Consider the following 22,889-nt stretch of genomic DNA (forward strand, 5'->3'; position numbering starts at 1 on the left):
CAAAATTATCGCATCACGGCCGGCGCCGGCCGGCCCTTTTTCAGCGCCTGCGGCCATCGCGCAACGCGAGATGCCATAATATGCCCTGCAATTCAAAAGGCAAACGGGTCATGACTCGGCGGTTTATGTTTCCGCTTATGGTTCTGGCCTCAAGTCTCGACGCCGCTTCACAAGAGTGGGCGAAGAGGCACCCAAGGTATTTCGTTAGAGAAATTCACAAAGGTTCATCATGGAAATCTCCAAGGCGGAAATCGCTTCCGCGGCAGCTGCGTCTGCACACACAAATTCCCAGGAACTCCGCGGCGCGGAAATCCTCATCAAGGCGCTTCAGGCTGAAGGTGTCAAGCACGTATGGGGTTACCCCGGCGGCGCGGTCCTTCACATTTACGACGCCTTCTACAAGCAGGACTCGATCCAGCACATCCTGGTGCGCCACGAGCAGGCGGCCGTCCACGCGGCGGACGGTTATGCCCGCGCCACCGGCGACGTGGGCGTCGCGCTGGTCACCTCCGGCCCGGGTGTCACCAATGCGGTGACAGGCATCGCGACCGCTTACATGGACAGCATCCCGATGGTGATCATCACGGGTCAGGTCCCCACGCACGCCATCGGCCTGGACGCCTTCCAGGAATGCGACACCGTCGGCATCACCCGGCCCATCGTCAAGCACAACTTTCTGGTCAAGGATGCGCGGCACATGGCCGAGACCCTTAAAAAGGCGTTTCACATCGCCCGCAGCGGCCGGCCCGGCCCCGTCGTGGTTGATATCCCCAAGGACGTGTCTTTCAACAAGGTGCCCTACACCGGCTATCCGCAAACCGTTGAAATGCGCTCCTACAACCCGGTTCGCAAGGGCCACGGCGGGCAGATCCGCAAGGCCCTGCAGTTGTTGCTGGCGGCCAAGCGGCCCTACATCTACACCGGCGGCGGCGTGCTGCTCAGCAATGCGTCGCAAGAGTTGCGCACGCTGGTAGACATGCTGGGCTACCCCTGCACCAACACGTTGATGGGCCTGGGCGCCTACCCGGCCAGCGACAAAAAATTCCTCGGCATGCTGGGCATGCACGGCACGATTGAAGCCAACAACGCGATGCAGAACTGCGACGTGTTGCTCGCCGTCGGCGCCCGGTTCGACGACCGCGTGATCGGCAACCCCAAGCATTTCGCGCAGAACGAACGCAAGATCATCCACATTGATATCGACCCTTCCAGCATCTCCAAGCGCGTGCGGGTCGACATCCCCATCGTGGGCGACGTGAAGGACGTGCTCACCGAGCTGATCAGCATGATCAAGGAGTCCGGCCTCAAGCCTGACGCCAATGCACTGGGCGGCTGGTGGGACACGATCGAAGGCTGGCGCAAGCGCGACTGCATGAAGTACAGCATGGGCAAGGGCGACGTCATCAAGCCCCAGCACGTGGTCGAAACGTTGTGGAAGCTGACCAAGGACGCCGACACCTACATCACGTCCGACGTCGGCCAACACCAGATGTGGGCAGCCCAGTACTACAAGTTCGACGAGCCGCGCCGCTGGATCAATTCGGGCGGCCTTGGCACGATGGGCGTCGGCATTCCTTATGCCATGGGCATCAAACTGGCCAAGCCCGAGTCGGAAGTCTTCTGCATCACGGGCGAAGGCTCGGTGCAGATGTGCATCCAGGAACTCTCGACCTGCCTGCAGTACAACACGCCGATCAAGATCGTGTCGCTGAACAACCGCTACCTGGGCATGGTGCGCCAGTGGCAGGAAGTCGAATACGCGGGCCGCTACAGCAGCAGCTACATGGACGCGCTGCCCAATTTCGTGAAGCTGGCCGAGGCTTATGGGCATGTCGGCATGCTGATTGAAAAGCCGCAGGACGTGGAACCGGCGCTGCGCGAGGCGCGCAAGCTCAAGGACCGCACGGTGTTCATGGACTTCCGCACGGACCCGACCGAAAACGTGTTCCCGATGGTGCAGGCCGGCAAGGGCATTACCGAAATGCTGCTGGGGTCGGAAGACCTCTAAGCCCACGCCGCCACACCCCCCATTCATTCACCGTCACCTGACGAATCTATTGTCCGCCGAGCCTGCGCATTACCGTGCGCGGGGGAGGGCGGCGAAAAGAGGAATCTTCTTATGAAACACATCATTGCAGTTTTGCTGGAAAACGAGCCGGGCGCTCTTTCCCGCGTGGTCGGCCTATTCTCGGCGCGCGGCTACAACATCGAAAGCCTGACCGTCGCCCCCACCGAGGACCCAAGCCTGTCGCGCATGACGATACAGACCACCGGTTCCGACGACGTCATCGAGCAGATCACCAAGCACCTGAACCGATTGATCGAAGTGGTCAAGGTGGTCGACCTGACCGAAGGCGCCTACACCGAGCGCGAGCTCATGATGGTGAAGGTGCGCGCGGTCGGCAAGGAGCGCGAAGAGATGAAGCGCATGGCTGATATATTCCGCGGGCGAATCATCGACGTGACGGAAAAAAGCTACACGATCGAGCTGACAGGCGACCAGTCCAAGAATGATGCCTTCCTGGAGGCCATAGACCGCAGCGCCATCCTGGAAACGGTGCGAACCGGCTCCAGCGGCATCGGCCGCGGTGAGCGGATTTTGCGGGTTTGATTTAAGTCGTCCGTGCGCGCGTTTCGACAGGCTCAACGCGAACGGATTTTCGAGTGGCGATATGCGTTTACCGTTCGCCCTGAGCCTGTCGAAGGGCATTTTCGCCAATACCTATTCCGGAGAGAAAAATGAAAGTTTTTTACGACAAAGATTGTGATTTGAGCCTGATCAAGGGCAAGACGGTCGCCATCATCGGCTACGGCAGCCAGGGCCACGCCCACGCGCAAAACCTGAACGACAGCGGCGTCAAAGTGGTCGTCGGCCTGCGCAAGGGCGGCGCTTCCTGGCCCAAGGTCGAAAAGGCCGGCCTCAAGGTTGCTGAAGTCGCGGACGCGGTCAAGGCCGCCGACGTGGTCATGATCCTGTTGCCCGACGAGCAAATCGGTGCGGTCTACAAGAACGACGTGGCCCCCAACATCAAGCAGGGCGCTTCCCTGGTGTTTGCCCACGGCTTCAACGTGCACTACGGCGCCGTGATCCCGCGTGCCGACCTCGACGTGTGGATGGTCGCCCCCAAGGCACCCGGCCACACGGTGCGCAATACCTATGCCCAAGGCGGCGGTGTGCCCCACCTGGTCGCCGTGCACCAGGACAAGTCCGGCAAAGCCCGCGACCTGGCACTGAGCTATGCGATGGCCAATGGCGGCGGCAAGGCCGGCATCATTGAAACCAACTTCCGCGAAGAAACCGAAACCGACCTGTTCGGCGAGCAGGCCGTTCTGTGCGGCGGCACCGTCGAGCTGATCAAGGCCGGCTTCGAAACGCTGGTGGAAGCCGGCTACGCCCCCGAAATGGCGTACTTCGAATGCCTGCACGAGCTCAAGCTGATCGTCGACCTGATTTATGAAGGCGGCATCGCCAACATGAACTACTCGATCTCGAACAACGCGGAATACGGCGAGTACGTGACCGGCCCGAACATCGTGACTTCGGCGACGAAGGAAGCGATGCGCAAGTGCCTGAAAGACATCCAGACCGGCGAATACGCGAAAAGCTTCCTGCTGGAAAACCAGGCCGGTGCGCCAACCCTGCTGAGCCGCCGCCGCTTGAATTCCGAGCACCAGATCGAAATCGTGGGCGAAAAACTGCGCGCCATGATGCCCTGGATCGCGAAGAACAAGCTGGTCGACCAGACCCGCAACTGATCTGGCAGGCCCGCCAGGGCCTTGTCCTGCACAAAGCCGCGCAAACTTCCTGCGCGGCTTTTTTGTTGGTTGATCCATGCTCACGAGAGAGGCGCTGTGATAAAAATAATTACAGCTTCGATCTTGGTATCCTTGGCGCCTCAGCCGGTAATTGCAAGCCCCTGGCGGCAAGCCGGCTCCTCGACGGTGTCCTTGGATGCTATGAACTTAATTTAATAGCTGTGCGCGCACCAGTTGTGCTTCAGGAGTATTTTTATGCATGATGGCGAAGAGTCCACGGGCAACAACCCGCCGGTAGTGATGCGCAAGCGCCGCAAGGGCATCTACATACTGCCCAATCTATTCACGCTGGCCGCCTTGTTTGGCGGCTTCTACGCCATCGTGATGGCCATGAACGGGCGATTCGACCAGGCGGCCATCGGTGTGTTTTGCGCCATGATCCTGGACAGCCTGGACGGCCGCGTCGCCCGCATGACCAATACACAAAGTGCGTTCGGCGAGCAGATGGATTCGCTGTCCGACATGGTGTCTTTCGGCGCCGCGCCAGCCCTGATTGCCTACGTCTGGGCGCTGACCAGCCTGGGACGCTGGGGCTGGATAGGCGCTTTTGTGTACTGCGCCTGCGCAGCGCTTCGCCTGGCCCGGTTCAACGTGAACACGGCGGTGGTCGACAAGCGATTCTTCCAGGGCCTGCCGTCGCCCGCCGCGGCGGCATTGGTGGCGGGCTTTATCTGGCTGATGACCGATGCCGGCATCAGCGGGATGGAAGTGCGCTGGATCACTTTCGGGCTGACCTTGTACGCAGGCCTTACGATGGTCACCAACGTCCCGTTCTACAGCTTCAAGGACGTGCAGATGAAACGTAGCGTGCCTTTCGCGGCCATTGTGCTGATCGCGCTCGGGATTGCCGTCATCAACATCCATCCCCCGACCGTGATGTTCGGCTTGTTCGTGGTGTATGGGATGTCGGGTTATGTGGTGTACGGCTGGCGCAAGGCCAAGGGCCAGCAGACCAGCGTGATCTCGACCTCCACCGACGAGCCCGACGAGCGCGGCCTCCACAAATAACTGTGGTACATTGACCCGATGAAACGAATTTCGCTAGCACTACTGCTATCTGCCAACGGGCGGAGACGGTAGCGCACGCGTACACCTGATTCAACGGCCCGTTTGCACCAGCAGCGGGCCGTTTTTGTTTTTTGGTTGCTGGTTTTTTGTAATCGTTGGGGTTGACCAAATGACCATGTTGAAAACACCTTCCAGCAAATACAAATCCTTCGCGCCGGTCCGACTGAAAGACCGCACATGGCCCGATGCCGTGCTGACGCAAGCGCCCATCTGGTGCAGCGTCGATCTGCGGGACGGCAACCAGGCGCTGATCGAGCCTATGGACATTCCGCGCAAGCTCAAGATGTTCCATACGTTGGTGAAGATCGGGTTCAAGGAGATCGAGGTAGGTTTCCCCTCGGCTTCCCAGGTCGAATTCGACTTCCTGCGCCAGCTCATCGACGGCAACCTGATTCCTGACGATGTGACGATCCAGGTGCTGACCCAGGCGCGCGAGCCGCTGATCCGCCGCACTTTCGAATCCCTCAAGGGCGCCAAAAAAGCCATCGTCCACCTGTACAACGCCACTGCACCCGTCATGCGCCGTGTGGTTCTGGGCATGGATGAGGACGCGATCGTCAAGCTCGCAACCGACAATGCGCGCCTGTTCCAGCAGCTGGCCGCTGCGCAACCTGAAACGCAGTGGACCTTCCAGTACTCGCCCGAGATGTGGTCGGGCACCGAGCTGGCCTTTTCCAAGCGCGTCGTCGATGCAGTGACCGAGGTCTGGCAACCAACGCCCGAACGCAAATGCATCATCAACCTGCCGTCGACGGTGGAGCATTCCACGCCGAATATTTTTGCCGACATGATGGAATGGATGCACCGCCACCTGGCCAGGCGCGATGCCATCGTGATTTCGGTCCATCCCCACAATGACCGCGGTACGGGCACCGCGGCAGGCGAACTGGCTTTGATGGCAGGCGCGGACCGGATCGAGGGTTGCCTCTTCGGCAACGGCGAGCGCACCGGCAATGTGGACCTGGTGAACATTGCGCTCAACCTTTATACGCAGGGCGTGTCGCCTGGACTGGACTTCTCTGAAATCGACGAGATCCGCCGCACGGTAGAGCATTGCAACCAGCTGCCCGTGCATCCCCGCCATCCTTATGCGGGCGACCTTGTCTACACCTCGTTCTCGGGTTCGCACCAGGACGCGATCAAGAAGGCCTTTGCCGCGCGCAAAGAGGCTGACATATGGGACATGCCGTATTTGCCCATCGATCCCAAAGACCTGGGCCGCAGCTATGAAGCCGTGATCCGCGTGAACAGCCAGTCGGGCAAGGGCGGCATCGCCTACCTGCTGGAAAGCGAGTTCGGCCTCGAACTCCCGCGCCGCCTGCAGATCGAGTTCAGCCAGGTGGTGCAATCCGTGATGGATGCGACCGGCAAGGAGCTGACGGGCAAGGACATCTTTGCGCTGTTCGAGAAGGAGTACGGCGTGCAGACCATTGCGGCGCCGCAGCGCCTGGTGATTGAAGAAACCGGGAAAACCGGTAGCGAGTCCTTCCACATCAAGGCCGAGGTGCAGCTTGCGGAACAGCGCCACGCCGTTGAGGGCACAGGCACCGGGCCCATCGATGCCTTCGTGGCGGGTTTGGCGGCCGCGACGGGCCATACCGTTCGCGTGCTGGATTACCACGAACATGCCATAGGCGCCGGGGCGGGCGCACAGGCCGTGGCCTACCTGGAGCTGCGCATCAACGACCAGACGCTTTTTGGTGTCGGCATGGACGGAAACATCGTCTCAGCATCGCTCAAGGCCATTGTCTCGGGCCTGCAGCGCAGCAAGGCCGGCCAGCCCGTGGGTGTTGCTACCATTAGCCCTTGAAAGGTTCAAGCCTTCTCAAAATACAGAGCGCCCCGCGCGCCAGGAGCCCCACATGACCGACAAACTCATCATTTTCGACACCACCTTGCGCGACGGCGAGCAATCGCCCGGCGCTTCCATGACCAGGGATGAGAAGCTGCGGATTGCCCGCCAGCTGGAGCGCCTGAAGGTCGACGTGATTGAGGCCGGGTTTGCCGCCAGCTCCAACGGCGATTTCGAGTGCGTGAAAGCCATTGCCGAGGTCATCAAGGACTCGACGATCTGTTCGCTGGCGCGCGCCAACGACAGGGACATTTCCCGCGCCGCCGAGGCCCTGAAGCCGGCTGCTTCGGGGCGCTTGCACCTGTTCCTGGCGACCAGCGCGCTGCACATGGAAAAGAAACTGCGCATGACGCCCGACCAGGTGTTCGAGCAGGCCAAGCTCTCGGTGCGCTTTGCCAAGAACCTGATGGGTGATGTCGAGTTCAGCCCCGAGGACGGTTACCGCTCCGATCCCGACTTCCTGTGCCGCGTGCTGGAGGCCGTGATCAAGGAAGGCGCGACCACCATTAACGTGCCTGACACCGTGGGCTACGCCATTCCTGAACTCTACGGCAACTTCATCAAGAACCTGCGTGAACGCATCCCCAACAGCGACAAGGCCGTCTGGTCCGTGCACTGCCACAACGACCTGGGCATGGCGGTTGCCAACTCGCTGGCTGGCGTGAAAATCGGCGGCGCGCGGCAGGTGGAATGCACCATCAACGGCCTGGGCGAACGCGCCGGCAATTGCTCGCTCGAAGAGGTGGTGATGGCCGTCAAAACCCGCAAAGACTACTTCGGCCTCGAACTCGGCATAGACACGCAGCACATCCTCGCCGCCAGCCGCATGGTGAGCCAGACCACGGGCTTCGTGGTGCAGCCGAACAAGGCCGTGGTCGGCGCCAATGCGTTTGCCCATGCCTCAGGCATTCACCAGGACGGCGTGCTCAAGGCGCGCGACACCTACGAAATCATGCGCGCCGAAGACGTGGGCTGGAGCGCCAACAAGATCGTGCTGGGCAAGCTGAGCGGGCGCAACGCCTTCAAACAGCGCCTGCTGGAACTCGGCGTCTCCATGGAGAGCGAAGCCGACATCAACAACGCGTTCGCCAAGTTCAAGGAGCTCGCGGACCGCAAGAGCGAAATCTTTGATGAGGACATCCTGGCGCTGGTCAGCGACGAGAGTGCTTCCCATACCAACGAACAATACGGCTTTGTCTCTCTGTCGCAGCACAGCGAAACCGGCGAGCGCCCGCAGGCCAGTGTCGTGTTCACGGTGGCCGGCAAGGAAGTCAAAGGCGAGTCTGACGGCAATGGCCCCGTGGACGCCTCCCTCAAAGCCATCGAGTCACACGTCAAAAGCGGTGCGGAGATGGTGCTTTATTCCGTTAATGCCATCAGCGGGTCCACGGAAAGCCAGGGAGAAGTCACGGTGCGCCTGCAAAACAGCGGCCGAGTGGTCAATGGCGTGGGTGCCGACCCGGACATTGTGGTGGCGTCGGCCAAAGCCTATTTGAGCGCGCTCAACAAACTTCAAAGTAAAGCTGACAGGGTGGCCGCGCAGGGATGATGTAACAAGCCGGAAAATAAAAACCTTTAAATTCAATGACTTAGCGTTATGTCTGGTTGCGGATAGGCGGATTCAGCGGAAAAACGACCCAATGTGAGTGTGTTTTTAGGAAAGTCACGCAAGTTTTTGATATTGCGTGACTTTTTCTATTTGTATACACTCCAGCCATCCCATTCATTGCAATCCCACGCAGGCAAGACCACCATGTCTCATCAGATTTTCAATCGCGCATTAAAAATCGTTGGATTCATGGCCCTGATGGTGGCCTTTGCGGTGCCGGCCGCGAGCGCGGCTACCGCCAAAAACACCATCGTCAAAAAGCAGCATGCTTCATCGAAGGTCTCGGCTGCCAAAAAAGTTGTCTCCACGCGCAAGAGCGTACGTTTTGTTGCGGGTACAAAACAGCGCCGCAGCATCATTCGCGTTTCCGCGCCACCCAAGCCTTCCTTCGGCCAGATCGCCGGCTTGCACAGCGCACAAGATCCGCTGGAACTCAAATCCAGCGTGGCGTTGGTGATTGACCAGGACACGCGCGAAGTCCTGTTCAGCAAGAACGACCATGCGGTGCTGCCGATCGCTTCCCTGACCAAACTGATGACCGGTGTCATCATCAGCGGCGCCAAGCTGCCCATGGATGAACTGATCACCGTGACCCAGGATGATGTGGACACCGAGAAGGGCAGCAGCTCGCGCCTGAAGGTCGGCACCACGCTGACCCGCGGTGAACTGCTGCACCTCGCCCTGATGTCCAGCGAGAACCGTGCGGCGCACGCCCTGGGCCGCACTTATCCCGGTGGCCTGGCCACCTTCGTGAGCCTGATGAACGCCAAGGCCAAGATGCTGGGCATGACGGACACCAGCTACGTGGAGCCCACCGGCCTTTCCAGCCGCAACCAGTCGAGCGCGCAGGACCTGGCAACGCTGGTCAATGCAGCGCATGGCGACCCGATGCTGCGTGAACTTTCCACGTCTACGGGGTACCAGGTCGCAGTTGGCAGCCGCACGCTGCAATACAACAATACCAACCGTCTCGTGAAGAACCCTGAGTGGGACATCGGCCTGCAAAAAACCGGCTACATCTCCGAAGCCGGTCAGTGCCTGGTCATGCAGACCAAGATCGCGGGCCGCAAGCTCATCATGGTGTTCCTGGATTCCGCCGGCAAGCTGAGCCGCCTGGGCGATGCTGAGCGCGTGCGCCGCTGGGTCGAAGCCAACCCGGTGAGCATCGAGCGCAAGGTGAACATCAGCGCTTCCGCCAAGCAGGTCAACGGCTGATCTTGCCCGCTGCGGGCTGCGCTGTTAGAAACGCAGCGCTTTTTTACTTGGGCCTGTAACCCAGCGCCGCTGAAATTTCATTGGCCGTCGCCTGCAGCTTGGGCAACCAGTGCTCGTCAAGCCGGTCTGCCGGCGCAGAGATTGACAGGCCCGCGATCAGCTTGTTCTGGTCGTCATAAATACCGGCCGCCATGCAGCGCACCCCCAGTTCCAGCTCTTCGTTGTCGCGTGCGATGCCGTATTGGCGCGCCTTGGACAGTTCGCGTTCCAATATTGGCAGCTGCGTGATGCTGTTGCGAGTCTGGCCTGAAAGCCCGGTGCGCGTCGCATAGGTGCGCAGGCGCTGCGGATCGTCAAAAGCCAGGAACAGCTTGCCCACCGACGTCAGGTGCAGCGGTGCCCGCCCGCCTATGGCGCGCACCACCTGCATGCCCGAACGCTCGCTGTAGGCGCGCTCCACATACACGATCTCGTCGCCTTGGCGCATGCTCAGGTTCACCGGTTGCTGGGTGATCTTGTGCAGTTCGCGCATGGGAAGCAACGCCGCATCGCGCACGTCCAGCCGCGCCTTGACGAGGTTACCCAACTCCAGCAGGCGCATGCCCAGCCGGTAGCTGCCGGCCGCAGGGCGGTCGACGAAGCGGCCGGTGGCCAGGTCGTTCAGGATGCGATGGGCCGTCGAAGGGTGCAGGCCCGACTTTTCGCTGATTTCCTTGAGGGAGAGGGCCTCCTCGCGATTCGCCAGGATTTCCAGCAGCGTGAACATCCGTTCGATAACCTGGACGGTTGGTGTGGCGGGGAGTGCGGAGTCGGGCTTTTTCATGTGCAGGCTTTCTGCTGCAAATTTTATCCTGTGAAATGCGAATGCGCCTGATGATGGCGCGGAATCTCAGGGGAGTTAAGCCTGGCTGGAATTGTCTTGGTCGCCATCCACGGAGTCAGCTGGAGGCGTTGCGGAAAGCACCCAGCGGCCGTCCAGAAGCACTTCGTTCGGCTTGAAGCCCGCCTTGTAGTTCATCTTCGGGCTTTCGGCGATCCAGTAGCCCAGGTAGACGTAGGGCAGGTCCAGGCGCCGGGCCTGCTCAATTTGCCACAGCACGCTGTAGTTGCCGTAGCTCGCGCGGGCGTCCGGCTCGTAAAAGGTATAGACCGCTGAAATACCGTCTTCCAGCACGTCCAGAATGGAAACCATTTTGAGAGCACCCGGCTCGCCGTTGGGCAGGGTTTCGCGGAACTCCACCAGGCGTGAATTGACGCGGCTTTGCAGCAGGAATTGCGTGTATTGGTCAATACTGTCGTGGTCCATGCCGCCGCCGGCGTGGCGGCCATTCTGGTACCGCAGGTAAAGCTGGTAGTGCTCGGGCATGAAGCAGAGCTTGAGGATGCGGGCATGCAGCGTCTGGTGGCGGCTCCAGGCGCGGCGCTGGCTGCGGTCCGGGCTGAAGAGGTTGACGGGCACCCGCAGCGGCACACAAGCCTGGCAGCCGTCGCAATAGGGACGGTAGGTGAACATGCCGCTGCGCCGGAACCCGTTCGTCACCAGGTCCGAATAGGCGTCGTTGTGGATCAGGTGGCTGGGTGTGGCGACCTGCGAGCGGGCCTGTTTGCCCGGCAGGTAGCTGCAGGGGTAGGGCGCCGTTGCATAAAACTGCAAGGTTTGCAGGGGCAGGTCTTTGAGGTGCGTCACGGTAGGTCTGGCATTCCCGTCGTTAGAAGCTGATTCCAGTATACGGGTTTGAACCGCCAGGCGGGTGCGGCTTTGTCCACGTTCCGGGCGAGGTGGGCGACGAAGTCCGCCCGGCTGATTTCGCCGGCGCCCAGCGACGCCAGGTGCCGGGTGTTTTGCTGGCAATCGATCATGCCCACTTCGTGGGCGCGGCAAAAAGCCACCAGCGCCGCCAGCGCGATCTTGGAGGCATCCATCTGGTGGGCAAACATCGATTCGCCAAAGACCATGCGGCCCAGATTCACGCAGTAGAGGCCGCCCACCAACTCGCCATCCACCCAGGTCTCGACGCTGTGTGCATGGCCCGCCTTTTGAAGGCTGCTGTAGGCCTGCACCATGTCGGGAACAATCCAGGTGCCGGGCTGGCCGGCGCGCGGCTTGCTGGCGCAGGCGTTGATGACGCGCTCGAAGGCGCTGTCAAAGCGGACTTCACAGCCGGGTTGCGCATGGAAGTGGGTGAGGGTTTTACGCAGCGAGCGATGGAGTTTGAAATTCTGCGTTTGCAACACCATGCGGGGATCCGGACTCCACCACAACGGAGGCTGGCCCAGGCTGAACCAAGGAAAAATCCCTTGCGAATAGGCCAGGATCAGCGTGGGGACATCCAGCGCCGCGCCGGCCGCCAGCAGGCCGGGCGCCGGATCGTGATGACCCCATGCGTCGTCCAGCGGCGGAAAGTTTTCGCCGGCGGCAAGCCAGGGCACGGGACGCGGGAGTTTTCCCATGGCTTAAAAGCCCATCGGTATGAAACTATGGAAACGGCGGGCCGGAAAGGGCATGTGCACATGGTAGCCGAGTGGATTCCGTCGGCGGGGCCGTCGCGTCGCGGTGAGATTCGCGCTTGTGTATGCGCTATGAGTTTGATAGCTACTTGCATCCGTCAAACAAGGGCTTGAGGCAAGCGGCCCGCCGTGTGTTGTCTCATTGCAGGCGTTGTCCGCGCCATTAAGCAGGAGGAAGTTATTGCGGGAAATAGTGTGGGCTTAAAAAGCGAAAAAATTGACGCTATAATCTAAGGCTGCTGTATTCCTCAATAGCTCAGTTGGTAGAGCGCCGGACTGTTAATCCGTAGGTCCCTGGTTCGAGCCCAGGTTGAGGAGCCAAGAACAAAGCCGAAAGGCACCCCGAAAGCCCGCTGTCCACCAGACCGCGGGCTTTTTCTTTGGGCGTCCTCGGTGTCGGTTCCGCGATAATTGGCCGGGTATGTTCCCTCATCATGCGCCGGCACACGCATCGCCACACCGCGATTCCCAAGGACCCCATGGCTTCCACGCTTTCAGTTGCAGATCTCTGGTCGGACCTCGCGGCGGTTCGCGAACGTTCGCCCCTGGTGCATTGCATCACCAACCTGGTGGTGATCAACTTCAATGCCAATGTGCTGCTGGCCGCTGGCGCCTCGCCTGTCATGGCGCATGCGCATGAAGAAGTGCGCGACATGGCGGGCATCGCCCAGGCGCTGGTGCTGAACATCGGCACGCTGGACCCGTACTGGGTGGAAAGCATGACGCTGGCTTTGGCCGCTGCCACGGCACGCGGGATTCCCAGCGTGCTCGACCCGGTGGGCGCCGGCGCGACGCCTTACCGCAATGCCGCGTTGGAAAGTTTGCTTGCCGTCGCTGCTCCCACGGTGATCCGCGGCAACGGCTCGGAAATCATGAGCACCGCCGGCGCCGCTGTCAAAACGCGCGGCGTCGATAGCAGCGCCGCGGCCGGTGATGCGCTGGGCGCCGCCCGGGCGCTCGCGGCGCGCACCGAAGGCGTGGTCTGCGTGAGCGGCGAGACCGACCACGTCCTGGACGCCGGCCATCGCTGGGCCAGGCTTTCCAACGGCCATCCGTGGATGACGCGCATCACCGGCGTCGGCTGCTCGGCCACCGCGCTGGTGGGCGCGTTTTGCGCGGTGCAGCCCGATGCCTGGCGAGCCACCACGGCGGCCATGGCTTTCCTGGGCGTGGCCGGTGAGGTGGCGGCGGAAAAAACACTGGCGCGCGGCCTGGGCGTGGGCAGCATGGCCGTGCAGTTGCTGGATGAACTGCAATTGCTGGACAAGGCCACGTTCACCTCCCGCCTGAAGCTGGAAGTGGCTAACGGGTGAGGCACGGCACATGGCGCGGCTGAACCCCGATACCTTGCGGCTCTACCTGGTCACGGACCAGGCGCTGATGCGCGGCCGTCCGCTGGCCGACGTGGTCGCCGCGGCCGTGCAGGGCGGGGTGAGCTGCGTGCAACTGCGCGAAAAGCAGCTGGGTACGCGCGAATTCCTGGCCCAAGCGCTCATTCTGAAAGCACTGCTGACGCCGCAAGGCATACCGCTGGTCATCAACGACCGTATCGACATTGCGCTGGCCTGCGGCGCCGACGGCGTGCACCTGGGCCAGAACGATCTGCCGGCTGACGAGGCGCGCAAGCTATTGCCGCCCGGCGTTTTCATCGGCTGGTCCGTGGAGTCCATGGAAGACGTGCAGCAAAGCGCGGCGTTGCCGGTCGATTACCTCGGTGTGAGCCCGATCTTTGCGACACCGACCAAAACCGATACCAAAGACCCTTGGGGGCTGGAGGGCCTGGCCGTAGTGCGCGCGGCCACCCCCTTGCCGCTGGTGGCGATTGGCGGCATCCATGCCAGCAATGCGCGCGCGGTGCTGCGCGCGGGCGCCGACGGCCTGGCTGTCGTGAGCGCGCTGTGCGCCGCCGACGATCCCTGGGCCGCGGCCACCACACTCAGGTCCTTGTGCGACAAGGCCTGATGGACAAACGAATGACTGACACTCCTTTTGACTATGAATACCCCCGCGTTCTAAGCATCGCGGGTTCCGACAGCGGCGGCGGGGCCGGCATCCAGGCCGACCTCAAAACCTTTGCCGCGCTGGGCTGCTATGGCATGACGGCCATCACCGCGCTGACGGCCCAGAACACACGTGGGGTGCGCGCCATCCACGGCGTGCCGCCGCAGATGCTGAGCGACCAGATTGACGCGGTGATCGAAGACATAGGCGCCGATGCAGTGAAGATAGGCATGCTGCACGCACCCGACATCGTGCAGACGGTGGCCGAGGCGATTGACCGCCATGCGCTGCGCAAGGTGGTGCTGGACCCGGTCATGGTCGCGACCAGCGGCGCGGTGCTGATCGACAACCCGGCGATTGCGGTGCTGGTGCGCGAGCTGTTTCCGCGCGCCATGGTGGTCACGCCCAACCTCGACGAAGCCTCGCTGCTGGTCGGCCGCCCGCTGGCCGATGAAGAGGCCATGCAAGCCGCCGCTCAGGAGCTGCTGGCCAAGGGCGCGCGTGCCGTGCTGCTCAAGGGCGGGCACCTGCCCGGCGACGTCGTAAGCGATTTGCTCGCGACGCAAAGCGGTGAGCTGCACTGGATGCGCGGGCCGCGCATTCCCAGCCCCAACACCCATGGCACCGGCTGCACGCTGTCATCCGCCATCGCGGCGCACCTGGCGCTTGGCAAGCCCCTGCTGGAGGCCGTACAGCTGGCGCGCGACTATGTGCGCGCGGCGATGGAGGCCGGGGCCCGCGTGCGCACGGGCGCCGGCAGCGGGCCGCTGAACCACGGCCACGCGCCCATCGCGATGCGGCTCAAGCCGCTGCGGTAATTCCCTGGGAACCGGCGCGGGTGAATCGCGCCAAGGCAAAGGTCAGCACCAGCGTCGGCAGTGCGGCGCCCCAGTCGGGCGCGAGTTTGGCGCACAGGTGGTAGCAGGCGATGCCCAGCAGCCAGATGGCGACGGCGCTGGCGTTTACCTTGCGCTCTGCCACCAGCGAGGCGATATTGGCCGTGCCGGCCAGCCGCGCCAGGATCACGCCGTACAAAGGCACGAACACCGAACTGAGCATCAGCAAGAAGGGCTCCAGGCTGTGCATGGGCAGCACCAGCGCCAGCGCTGTGCACACCAGGGCCAGGCCCACGCCCCAGCGCCGCACGCTCCAGGCCGGCTTCAGGCTGTGGCCGGCCACCGAGCCTGAATACAGGTCTCCGTAGGCGTTGTCCACCTCGTCGATCAAAATCAGCCCCAGCGCGATCAGCCCGCCTTGCGCCAGTAGCAGCGCGGCAACCAGGTCGGTGCTGGGCGCCGTGATCGCCACCAGCACGCCTAGCGCATAACACCAGATATTGGCCACCGCATAACCCAGCCAGGTGCCGCGCAGCGCGCTCTTGCCGTCACGCCCATGGCGCGCGAAATCCGCCACCAGCGGTAGCCAGGAGACCGGCATCGCGATCACCAGATCCAGCGCCGACAGCGTGCTCATGCCGCCGTCGCCCGGCCGGTTCCACAGCGCGCCCAGGCCTTGGGCATTGGCCTTGGCCAGGAACTGCCAGCTCAGCCACAGCAGCGAGGCAATGACCAGCGGCAGGCCGTAGCGGCCGATGAATTTGCGCACCAGTTTGACCATGGAGCCCGACAGCAGCGCCAGCAGCACCGCGCCCCACAGCAGCGTGGCCAGAAGCGGCCACAAGGCGCCCGAAAAGCTGCCGGACTCGCGGGCGATAGCCATCGTGCCGTCGCGCATCACCACGAGCTCGAAGGTGGTCCAGCCAATCAGCTGCACGATGTTAAGCAGCACCGGCAGGCGCGCAAAACTGCTGCCGTAGGTGGCGTGCATCAGCCCGGCGCTGGAGAGCCCGCTGTCGCAGCCGATCTTGGCCGTCCAGGCCAGCAGGCCCGCGCCCAGGACGGAGCCGCAGACGATCACCGCCAGCGCGGTTTGCGTGCCAAGGGCCGGCACCAGGTAGGCGCCTATCTGCATCACCAGCAGGCCCACGCCCAGGCTGAGCCAGAGCGCGGCATGGTCGCTCCAGCCGAACAGGCGGTCGCTTGCGGGCAATGGCGCGAGCGCGGTGTTACCGGCGGCAGAAGTGGAAGAAGTGGTCATCAGCAGTTCCGATCGTCGTCAATGCGAGGTCGGCCTGCCTGAAGCCCGCCAGAGCAGCGGGGCTGCGGAACATGCTTCCCTGCGCGAGGATTACCTCAATCAGGTTCAAAGGGACTTTCTCAGCCGCCGCCGTCCGCACTTGCGAACCACAGCAACACCCCCAGCGAAAGTGCCCTTGCGGGCACTGCGCAAATTGTAGGGCGGTTTTCCGGCGGGAGCTTTGGCGGGTGGGCCGCGTGGACAATCGGGCCATGCATTTTTGCCAACACATGCCATGGCCGTGGTGAAGCCCGCGTCCCCTGTGCCGGGCCGCTTTCGCCCGCGGCTCACGCTGCAGACCCTTACGCGCGGCGACGGCTTGCTGGGCATGAAACCCAGCGGGCCTTTCGGTCCGCGCGGCGACAGCGTCACCGTGGCGCGCGTGGACTGGACCTATGCCACCGCCGGCGGCGTCCATTGGGAAACACCGGCCCCCAAGACGGTGCTCAACAGCCGGGCGGCATCCACGCAGGCCGTCACTGATGCGCAGGGGAGGGAGGTCCTCCTGCAGCGCGACCTGGCGGCCGAAGCCGAGGCGCTGGACAGCCTCTGGACCCTGGGCCTGTACCCCGTGCCGGCCGACACGCTTCAGTGGCGCAGCGAGGAGGCCGCCACCGGCCACGAGCACCTGTGGTCGCTGGTCCAGGAGGATTTTTTCGGTGATTTCTGGGCCGACCAACTGCCCGCCTTGCAGGCCCAGGGCTGGGCCGTCGTGGTCCGGCCGGGCTTTGCGCATGAGAGCGTGCCGGTGGACGCCTGGCGCCTCATCGTCAGCCCCGACACCGGCGAGGTGCTGGGCAAGGAGGTGGCGGTGCCCCTGCGCGGCCGCGCGCCCGCCGTGGCTGCCCTGGGCCTGCCCGCGCGCGAAGGCTCCTGGCTGCTGACCTTGGGCGTGGAAGTTGACGGCCAGATACTGGACCTGGCGCCCATGCTGGCCGACCTGCTGCGGCGCGACCAACGCTGGCTCAATGCCCGCCAGGTCTTTGCGATCGACGACACGGCCGTCATCCTGCTGCGCGCCCCGGGCGGCAAGCGCATCGAGGCGCCGGCCGCCCTGCTCAAGGCCATTGTGGGCGCCATGCTGGATTTGCTGACCGACCCGCAACGCGCGCAAGGAGAGGGCCCGCTGCGGTTGTCGCCCTGGGACGCCTGGCGCCTTGACGTGCTGGATAGCGGGGCGGGCCGCGCCGGCGTGCAGGGTGCCTGGCAATGGCAGGGTGACGCCGGGCTGCGCACACTGGCAAAGCGGCTGCAACAGGCGGGCGCGCCGCAGCCGGTGCAGGCGCCGGCAGGCCTGGGCGTCATCTTGCGGTCTTACCAGCTGGAAGGCCTGGCCTGGCTGCAATACCTGCGCGCGCAACAGCTGGGCGGCATCCTGGCCGACGACATGGGCCTGGGCAAGACGGCGCAGGCCCTGGCGCATCTATTGATCGAAAGGCAGGCCGGCCGCACGACGCTGCCTTCGCTGGTGGTCGTGCCAACCTCGCTGGTGTTCAACTGGCAAGCCGAGGCCGCCCGCATGGCGCCTGATTTGCGCCTGCTGGTCCTGCAGGGCCCGAGCCGGGACGCGGCTTTTTCGCGCATGGCCGAACACGACGTGGTGTTGACGACCTACCCGCTGCTGTGGCGCGACGTGGAGGTGCTGGAGCGCCAGCACTTTCACTTGCTGATCCTCGATGAAGCGCAGTGGGTCAAGAACGCCGCCGGCCACAGCGCGCGCGCCTTGCGCCGCCTGCATGCTCGCCACCGCCTGTGCCTGACGGGCACGCCGCTGGAAAATCACCTGGGTGAACTCTGGGCGCAGTTTGATTTCCTGATGCCCGGCTTTTTGGGTGATGCCCGCGGTTTCGCACGCCAGTGGCGCAAGCCCATAGAGACCAACGGCGAAACGCTGCGCGCCCAGTTGCTGGCGCAGCGCGTGCGCCCCTTCATCCTGCGCCGACGCAAGGAAGACGTCGCCGCCGAACTGCCCCCGCGCACGGAAGTCATCAAGCGCGTGCAATTGCAGGGCCGCCAGCGTGAACTCTATGAAAGCGTGCGGGTGGCGGCCGACATCCAGGTACGGCGTGTGCTGGCGCGCAACAGCTTTGCCGGCGGGCAGATCACCATCCTGGATGCCTTGCTCAAGCTGCGCCAGGTCTGCTGCGACCCTTACCTGGTCAAGGGCGTGAAGCCGGTCAGGACCATGCCGCGCGCCAAGCTCGAACTGCTGCGGGGCATGCTGCCCGAGCTGGTCGCAGAGGGCCGGCGTGTGCTGGTGTTTTCGCAGTTCACCGGCATGCTGTCGCTCATTGAAGCCGAGCTCGATGCGCTGCAGCTGCCCTGGCTTTCGCTGACGGGCGACACCTCGCCGCAAAAGCGCGGCGCGCTGGTGCGCAAATTCCAGTCCAAAACCGTGCCCATCCTGCTGGTCAGCCTGAAGGCCGGCGGCGTGGGCCTCAACCTCACGGCGGCCGATACTGTGATCCACGTCGACCCCTGGTGGAACCCGGCTGTCGAGGCGCAGGCCACGGCACGCGCGCACCGCCTCGGCCAGGACCAGCCGGTGTTTGTCTACAAGCTTGTGGTGGAAGGCAGCATCGAGGAGCGCATGCTGGAGCTGCAGGCGCGCAAGGCGGCCCTGGCCGAGGGCGTGCTGGGAAGTGACGGCGCCGGGGCCGGCAAGTTCACGCCCGAGGACCTGCAGGCTTTATTGGCGCCGCTGGACCCGGCCGGCAGCGCAGCGCCGGCCTGACGAAAAAAGCCCGCGCGAGGCGGGCTTTCAGGCGGGAGGCATTCAACCGCTCAGTCGTCAAACACCGGCGATTCAACGCCCAGCACCTTGTGCAGTTTCGGGCTGGTCGTGGTGTATTGCAGGTGGATCTTCTTGTCCGGGAAGATGAGGGGCGCGGCGCCAAATGCCGCCAGCGCGCACTCGTGGAAGCCGCTCAGGATCAGTTTTTTCTTGCCGGGGTAGGTGTTGATATCGCCCACCGCGAAGATGCCCGGAACGTTGGTGGAAAACTTTTCGGTGTCCACCGTGAGCTGCTTGCGCTCGATGTCCAGGCCCCAGTTGGCGATGGGCCCGAGCTTGGGCGACAGGCCGAAAAACACCAGCAGCACGTCCAGCGGCACCACGCGCGTCACGGCATCGGAACCTGTGACCTTGACGCCGGTCAGCCGGCCTTCTTTTTCTTCGTAGCCGGTGATCTGGCCCACGATGAACTGCATTTCGTACGCGTCGCACAGTTCGCGCATTTTGGCCACGCTGGCGGGCGCCGCCTGGAAGCCGTCGCGGCGGTGGATCAGGATCACGCTCTCGGCCTTGTTCGGGCCTTCGGCGACAAAGTTCAGCGCCCAGTCGAGCGCCGAATCGCCGCCGCCCACGATCACCAGGTTCTTGCCGGCAAAGTCGGCGGGACTCTTCACACGGTAAAACAGCTGGCTCTCGTCGAATTTGTCGAGGCCGTCCACGCGCAGCAGCTTGGGCTGGAAGGCGCCCACACCGGCCGCGATAAAAATGGTTTTGGCGAGGAAGCGCGTGCCCTTGGAGGTTTCGACGAAGAAACGGCCGTCCGGCTGCTTTTCAACCACGCTGACTTCCTGGCCGAAATGAAAGGTCGCGCCAAAGGGCTCGATCTGCTTGAGCAGGTTGTCGGTCAGTTCCCTGCCGGTGCACACGGGCACAGCGGGAATGTCATAGATGGGTTTGTCGGGGTAGAGCTCAATGCACTGGCCGCCCGGGTAGGCCAGCGAGTCGATCACGTGGGCCTTGATCTCCAGCAGGCCCAGCTCGAACACCTGGAACAGGCCCACGGGCCCGGCACCCACAATCACCGCATCGGTCTCGATGGGGCCGTCGTGCTCGGCTGCGGTGTTGATCACTTCCTGGTTCAGTTGAAGTTCCATGGGTCCTGGCGCGCTGTGCGATGTGTGGGGCGGCCCCGCAAGGGCCAGGTGCAGGCGGCCGGTTTAGCGGATCAGTTCGGACAGTTTGCCCGTCTTGTCTTTCCATTCCTCGGCGTCCGGCAGGGCATCCTTGCGCTTGGTGATGCTTTTCCATCCTTCGGCGCGGCTCAATTCGACGTTGAGCTTGATAAAGGCGAGCTGGTCGGCCGGCACGTCTTCCTCGGCATAGATGGCATTGACCGGACACTCGGGGATGCAGACCGCGCAGTCGATGCACTCGTCCGGATCGATCACCAGCATGTTGGGGCCTTCGCGGAAGCAGTCCACCGGACAGACGTCCACACAGTCGGTGTATTTGCAGCGGATGCACGATTCGGAGACGATGTGAGTCATGTTTTTGTAGGCTAATCGGTGGAAACCCTTGATTTTAAGAGGTTTCCGCCAACAGGGTTATGAAGAATGCGGAGCGCCGCGCGCGCCGCGCGCGCCGCGTGAAGGCTGGCTCAAATCACCAGTGCGGCACCCGAGGTCCTGTGCGAGGCGGTATCCACCAGCACCAGCGAGCCGAGGATGCGCGAACGCGCATAGGGCAGGGTGGCCAGCGGCTCCTGCAGGCTCAACTCGATGTGGCCTATGGCATTGGGCGGCAGCTCGCTGGCGTCTTCCTCGGCCAGGGTGTTGACGTCGAGCTTGTGCACGATGCGCTTGACCTTGGCCTTGACCCAGCGGTGGCCGTGCAGCGCCCAGTAAATGCGCCCGGCGACAAGCGGCTCGTCGTCCATCCAGGCCACGGTGGCCGAGATTTCGCGCGAGGGCTCGAAGGTGTCGACGGCCAGCAGCCAGTCGCCGCGCGACACGTCCACTTCCCGGTCCAGCACGATGCCCGCGCTGTGGCCGGCCAGGATGGTCCTGGGCTGGCGGGTATGGTCCAGCACCTGGGCCACCACCGCCGTCTTGCCGCCGGGCAGGATGGTCACGCTCTGGCCGGGCTGCACGCCGCCCGTGGCCACGCGGCCCCAGAAGACGCGGCGGCCCTGCGAGGTATCGGAAGAGGACGAGAATTTTTCCACCCACTGCACCGGAAACGAAAAAGCCTCTGTGCTCTCGGCGGCCGCGGCGGGCAGGTGCTCCAGCAACTGCAGCAGCGACAGGCCTTCATAGCCGCACCAGCCCGGCTTGGCGTCGACCACGTTGTAGCCCTTGAGGGCCGATAGCGGCACCGTCGCCTTGACCGGGATGCGCGCGGCCTGGGCGAATGCGGCGAGGGCCGCGGCGATGTTGTTGAAGGCCAGCGTCGGGTCTTCCACCGCATCGAGCTTGTTCACCGCGAACACGATGGACGGCACGCGCAGCAGGTTGACCAGCAGCGAATGCCGGCGGGTTTGCTGCAGCAGCTCCAGAGCGGGATTTTTCCAGTCGAGCTTGGTGGCGTCGACCAGCACCACGGCGGCGTCGGCGCTGGAGGCGGCCGTCACCATGTTGCGGGTGTATTGCTCGTGACCGGGCGCGTCGCCGATGATGAACTTGCGGCTTTCGGTGGCGAAGTAGCGGTAGGCCACGTCGATGGTGATGCCTTGCTCGCGCTCGGCCGACAGGCCGTCGGTCAGCAGCGCCAGGTCGGTCTCACCGCCGCGCTGCACGCCGGCCAGGTGGTCCTGCAGCACGGCGCGGCTGTCCACCAGCAGGCGGCCTATCAGCGTGCTCTTGCCGTCGTCGACCGAGCCGCAGGTGATGAATTTCAGTGCGGATCTGAGATCCGATTGCCCTGAGCCTGTCGAAGGGTCTGGCCGGGCTTCGACAAGCGCAGCCTGGACGGTGGTGTTATTGCTCATCAGAAATACCCATCCTTTTTGCGCTTTTCCATCGAGGCATCGGAAGTCTTGTCGTCCATGCGCGTGGCGCCGCGCTCGCTCACGTCGGCGGCCAGCGTTTCAATCACGATCTCGGCGGCCGTGGCGGCCGGGCTGTCCACCGGGCAGGTGCAGGTGATGTCGCCGACGGTGCGAAAACGCACGGTTTTTTCGACCACCTGTTCGCCGTCGCGCGCGGGCGTGAGGTCCGTCACCGGCACCAGCAGGCCCTTGCGTTCGACGACTTTGCGCTGGTGCGCGTAGTAGAGCGAGGGCAGCGCGATTTTTTCGCGCTCGATGTACTGCCACACGTCGAGCTCGGTCCAGTTGGAGATAGGGAACACCCGGAAGTGCTCGCCGGGCTGCAGCCGGGTGTTGAAGAGAGTCCAGAGCTCGGGGCGCTGGGCCTTGGGCTGCCACTGGCCGAAGCTGTCGCGGTGCGAAAAGATGCGCTCCTTGGCGCGGGCTTTTTCCTCGTCGCGGCGCGCGCCGCCTATCAGCGCGTCAAAGCGGAACTCGTCAATCGCCTCGAGCAGCGTGACCGACTGGTGCACATTGCGCGACTCGCCGGGATGGGTCAGGCGCACGGTGCCGCGTTTCATCGAGTCCTCGACATTGCGAACGATGAGTTCGGCGCCCAGTTCTTTGGCGCGCAGGTCGCGGAAGTCGGTCACTTCATGGAAGTTGTGGCCTGTGTCGATCATCAGCAGCGGATAGGGGATGCGGCCCACGCCGAAAGCTTTTTCCGCGCACTTGAGCATCACCAGCGAATCCTTGCCGCCCGAAAACAGCAGGGCCGGGCGTTCGAAGGCGGCAGCTACTTCCCGCAGGATGAAGATGGTTTCTTCTTCCAGCGCGTCGAGGTGGGAGTTGCTCAGTTTGGCGAGCAGTTCGGGTTCGGCGCGGGCGTTCATGCGGAGATTTCCTTGATGGGAATGATGCGGGC

Annotated in this window: 19 protein-coding genes, 1 tRNA gene and 1 riboswitch; of the genes, 12 read left to right on the top strand and 8 right to left on the bottom strand. The window is 63.4% G+C overall.

Annotation, left to right across the window (positions count from 1 at the left end):
- Positions 1-229: 229 nt before the first annotated feature.
- The 7 genes from ACLV8F_RS09085 (at position 230) to pbpG (ending at position 9,560) form a co-directional block, all read left to right on the top strand.
- Positions 230-2,008, top strand: coding sequence for an acetolactate synthase 3 catalytic subunit (locus tag ACLV8F_RS09085; RefSeq protein ID WP_411883905.1), 1,779 nt, complete (start codon positions 230-232; stop codon positions 2,006-2,008).
- A gap of 111 nt (positions 2,009-2,119) precedes the next feature.
- A complete protein-coding gene (gene ilvN / locus ACLV8F_RS09090; protein ID WP_007869681.1) occupies positions 2,120-2,611 on the top strand; it encodes an acetolactate synthase small subunit in 492 nt (163 codons plus the stop codon).
- Between the two features lie 128 nt (positions 2,612-2,739).
- Positions 2,740-3,756: a ketol-acid reductoisomerase gene (gene ilvC / locus ACLV8F_RS09095; RefSeq protein ID WP_411883906.1), complete on the top strand. Its 1,017-nt coding sequence runs from the start codon at positions 2,740-2,742 to the stop codon at positions 3,754-3,756.
- A 255-nt stretch (positions 3,757-4,011) separates the two neighbouring features.
- On the top strand, positions 4,012-4,824 hold the full coding sequence (gene pssA / locus ACLV8F_RS09100; RefSeq protein WP_411883907.1) for a CDP-diacylglycerol--serine O-phosphatidyltransferase: 813 nt from the start codon (positions 4,012-4,014) through the stop codon (positions 4,822-4,824).
- Positions 4,825-4,999: 175 nt separating this feature from the next.
- Positions 5,000-6,694, top strand: a complete 1,695-nt coding sequence (gene leuA / locus ACLV8F_RS09105; RefSeq protein ID WP_411883908.1) for a 2-isopropylmalate synthase — start codon at positions 5,000-5,002, stop codon at positions 6,692-6,694.
- 52 nt (positions 6,695-6,746) lie between these two features.
- Positions 6,747-8,285, top strand: a complete 1,539-nt coding sequence (locus ACLV8F_RS09110) for a 2-isopropylmalate synthase (RefSeq protein ID WP_411883909.1) — start codon at positions 6,747-6,749, stop codon at positions 8,283-8,285.
- Between the two features lie 204 nt (positions 8,286-8,489).
- On the top strand, positions 8,490-9,560 hold the full coding sequence (gene pbpG / locus ACLV8F_RS09115; protein WP_411883910.1) for a D-alanyl-D-alanine endopeptidase: 1,071 nt from the start codon (positions 8,490-8,492) through the stop codon (positions 9,558-9,560).
- A gap of 43 nt (positions 9,561-9,603) precedes the next feature.
- Here the strand turns inward: pbpG and ACLV8F_RS09120 are convergent, their stop codons facing one another.
- From ACLV8F_RS09120 to aat, 3 genes are all read right to left on the bottom strand, one after another.
- Positions 9,604-10,383, bottom strand: coding sequence for an IclR family transcriptional regulator (locus ACLV8F_RS09120; protein ID WP_411883911.1), 780 nt, complete (start codon positions 10,381-10,383; stop codon positions 9,604-9,606).
- Between the two features lie 75 nt (positions 10,384-10,458).
- Positions 10,459-11,247: an arginyltransferase gene (locus ACLV8F_RS09125; protein WP_411883912.1), complete on the bottom strand. Its 789-nt coding sequence runs from the start codon at positions 11,245-11,247 to the stop codon at positions 10,459-10,461.
- The gene (aat, locus tag ACLV8F_RS09130; protein ID WP_411883913.1) at positions 11,244-12,011 is read right to left on the bottom strand and encodes a leucyl/phenylalanyl-tRNA--protein transferase; all 768 of its coding nucleotides are present in this window, start codon (positions 12,009-12,011) and stop codon (positions 11,244-11,246) included. Before aat ends, ACLV8F_RS09125 begins: the two co-directional genes overlap by 4 nt.
- 302 nt (positions 12,012-12,313) lie before the next feature.
- On the opposite strand from aat, the gene ACLV8F_RS09135 reads away from it, so the two are divergent.
- The 4 genes from ACLV8F_RS09135 to thiD all read left to right on the top strand — a co-directional run bounded on the left by ACLV8F_RS09135 (position 12,314) and on the right by thiD (position 14,887).
- Positions 12,314-12,389 (top strand) — tRNA-Asn (locus tag ACLV8F_RS09135).
- Between the two features lie 158 nt (positions 12,390-12,547).
- On the top strand, positions 12,548-13,381 hold the full coding sequence (gene thiM / locus ACLV8F_RS09140) for a hydroxyethylthiazole kinase (RefSeq protein WP_411883966.1): 834 nt from the start codon (positions 12,548-12,550) through the stop codon (positions 13,379-13,381).
- Between the two features lie 10 nt (positions 13,382-13,391).
- Positions 13,392-14,030, top strand: coding sequence for a thiamine phosphate synthase (gene thiE, locus ACLV8F_RS09145; protein WP_411883914.1), 639 nt, complete (start codon positions 13,392-13,394; stop codon positions 14,028-14,030).
- 11 nt (positions 14,031-14,041) lie between these two features.
- On the top strand, positions 14,042-14,887 hold the full coding sequence (gene thiD / locus ACLV8F_RS09150; RefSeq protein WP_411883915.1) for a bifunctional hydroxymethylpyrimidine kinase/phosphomethylpyrimidine kinase: 846 nt from the start codon (positions 14,042-14,044) through the stop codon (positions 14,885-14,887).
- On the opposite strand, the gene ACLV8F_RS09155 is transcribed toward thiD, so the two are convergent.
- Entirely contained in the window at positions 14,871-16,166 is a 1,296-nt protein-coding gene (locus ACLV8F_RS09155; RefSeq protein ID WP_411883916.1) for a purine-cytosine permease family protein, read from the bottom strand. The two genes, thiD and ACLV8F_RS09155, sit on opposite strands and share 17 nt — an antisense overlap.
- Before the next feature lie 59 nt (positions 16,167-16,225).
- A riboswitch (TPP riboswitch) is annotated at positions 16,226-16,338 on the bottom strand.
- 102 nt (positions 16,339-16,440) lie between these two features.
- On the opposite strand from ACLV8F_RS09155, the gene ACLV8F_RS09160 reads away from it, so the two are divergent.
- On the top strand, positions 16,441-18,939 hold the full coding sequence (locus ACLV8F_RS09160; protein WP_411883917.1) for a DEAD/DEAH box helicase: 2,499 nt from the start codon (positions 16,441-16,443) through the stop codon (positions 18,937-18,939).
- A gap of 50 nt (positions 18,940-18,989) precedes the next feature.
- Here the strand turns inward: ACLV8F_RS09160 and ACLV8F_RS09165 are convergent, their stop codons facing one another.
- The 4 genes from ACLV8F_RS09165 to cysD form a co-directional block, all read right to left on the bottom strand.
- Entirely contained in the window at positions 18,990-20,093 is a 1,104-nt protein-coding gene (locus tag ACLV8F_RS09165) for an NAD(P)/FAD-dependent oxidoreductase (protein ID WP_411883918.1), read from the bottom strand.
- Positions 20,094-20,156: 63 nt separating this feature from the next.
- The gene (fdxA, locus tag ACLV8F_RS09170; protein WP_411883919.1) at positions 20,157-20,486 is read right to left on the bottom strand and encodes a ferredoxin FdxA; all 330 of its coding nucleotides are present in this window, start codon (positions 20,484-20,486) and stop codon (positions 20,157-20,159) included.
- Between the two features lie 110 nt (positions 20,487-20,596).
- A complete protein-coding gene (locus ACLV8F_RS09175) occupies positions 20,597-21,925 on the bottom strand; it encodes a GTP-binding protein (RefSeq protein ID WP_411883920.1) in 1,329 nt (442 codons plus the stop codon).
- Entirely contained in the window at positions 21,925-22,857 is a 933-nt protein-coding gene (gene cysD / locus ACLV8F_RS09180; RefSeq protein ID WP_411883921.1) for a sulfate adenylyltransferase subunit CysD, read from the bottom strand. Before cysD ends, ACLV8F_RS09175 begins: the two co-directional genes overlap by 1 nt.
- Between the last annotated feature and the right edge of the window lie 32 nt (positions 22,858-22,889).

The organism is Polaromonas sp. YR568, from assembly GCF_943369675.1.
Taxonomy (GTDB): Bacteria; Pseudomonadota; Gammaproteobacteria; order Burkholderiales; family Burkholderiaceae_C; genus Polaromonas.

Excerpts from the sequence above, each read along its gene's own strand:
- ilvC (WP_411883906.1), top strand. The coding sequence starts at position 2,740 with ATGAAAGTTTTTTACGACAAAGATTGTGATTTGAGCCTGATCAAGGGC.
- pbpG (WP_411883910.1), top strand. The coding sequence starts at position 8,490 with ATGTCTCATCAGATTTTCAATCGCGCATTAAAAATCGTTGGATTCATG.
- ilvN (WP_007869681.1), top strand. The coding sequence starts at position 2,120 with ATGAAACACATCATTGCAGTTTTGCTGGAAAACGAGCCGGGCGCTCTT.
- thiM (WP_411883966.1), top strand. The coding sequence starts at position 12,548 with ATGGCTTCCACGCTTTCAGTTGCAGATCTCTGGTCGGACCTCGCGGCG.
- ACLV8F_RS09160 (WP_411883917.1), top strand. The coding sequence starts at position 16,441 with ATGGCCGTGGTGAAGCCCGCGTCCCCTGTGCCGGGCCGCTTTCGCCCG.
- cysD (WP_411883921.1), bottom strand. The coding sequence starts at position 22,857 with ATGAACGCCCGCGCCGAACCCGAACTGCTCGCCAAACTGAGCAACTCC.
- thiE (WP_411883914.1), top strand. The coding sequence starts at position 13,392 with ATGGCGCGGCTGAACCCCGATACCTTGCGGCTCTACCTGGTCACGGAC.
- aat (WP_411883913.1), bottom strand. The coding sequence starts at position 12,011 with ATGGGAAAACTCCCGCGTCCCGTGCCCTGGCTTGCCGCCGGCGAAAAC.
- thiD (WP_411883915.1), top strand. The coding sequence starts at position 14,042 with ATGACTGACACTCCTTTTGACTATGAATACCCCCGCGTTCTAAGCATC.
- ACLV8F_RS09120 (WP_411883911.1), bottom strand. The coding sequence starts at position 10,383 with ATGAAAAAGCCCGACTCCGCACTCCCCGCCACACCAACCGTCCAGGTT.
- ACLV8F_RS09155 (WP_411883916.1), bottom strand. The coding sequence starts at position 16,166 with ATGACCACTTCTTCCACTTCTGCCGCCGGTAACACCGCGCTCGCGCCA.
- pssA (WP_411883907.1), top strand. The coding sequence starts at position 4,012 with ATGCATGATGGCGAAGAGTCCACGGGCAACAACCCGCCGGTAGTGATG.
- ACLV8F_RS09085 (WP_411883905.1), top strand. The coding sequence starts at position 230 with ATGGAAATCTCCAAGGCGGAAATCGCTTCCGCGGCAGCTGCGTCTGCA.
- fdxA (WP_411883919.1), bottom strand. The coding sequence starts at position 20,486 with ATGACTCACATCGTCTCCGAATCGTGCATCCGCTGCAAATACACCGAC.
- leuA (WP_411883908.1), top strand. The coding sequence starts at position 5,000 with ATGTTGAAAACACCTTCCAGCAAATACAAATCCTTCGCGCCGGTCCGA.
- ACLV8F_RS09165 (WP_411883918.1), bottom strand. The coding sequence starts at position 20,093 with ATGGAACTTCAACTGAACCAGGAAGTGATCAACACCGCAGCCGAGCAC.
- ACLV8F_RS09110 (WP_411883909.1), top strand. The coding sequence starts at position 6,747 with ATGACCGACAAACTCATCATTTTCGACACCACCTTGCGCGACGGCGAG.
- ACLV8F_RS09175 (WP_411883920.1), bottom strand. The coding sequence starts at position 21,925 with ATGAGCAATAACACCACCGTCCAGGCTGCGCTTGTCGAAGCCCGGCCA.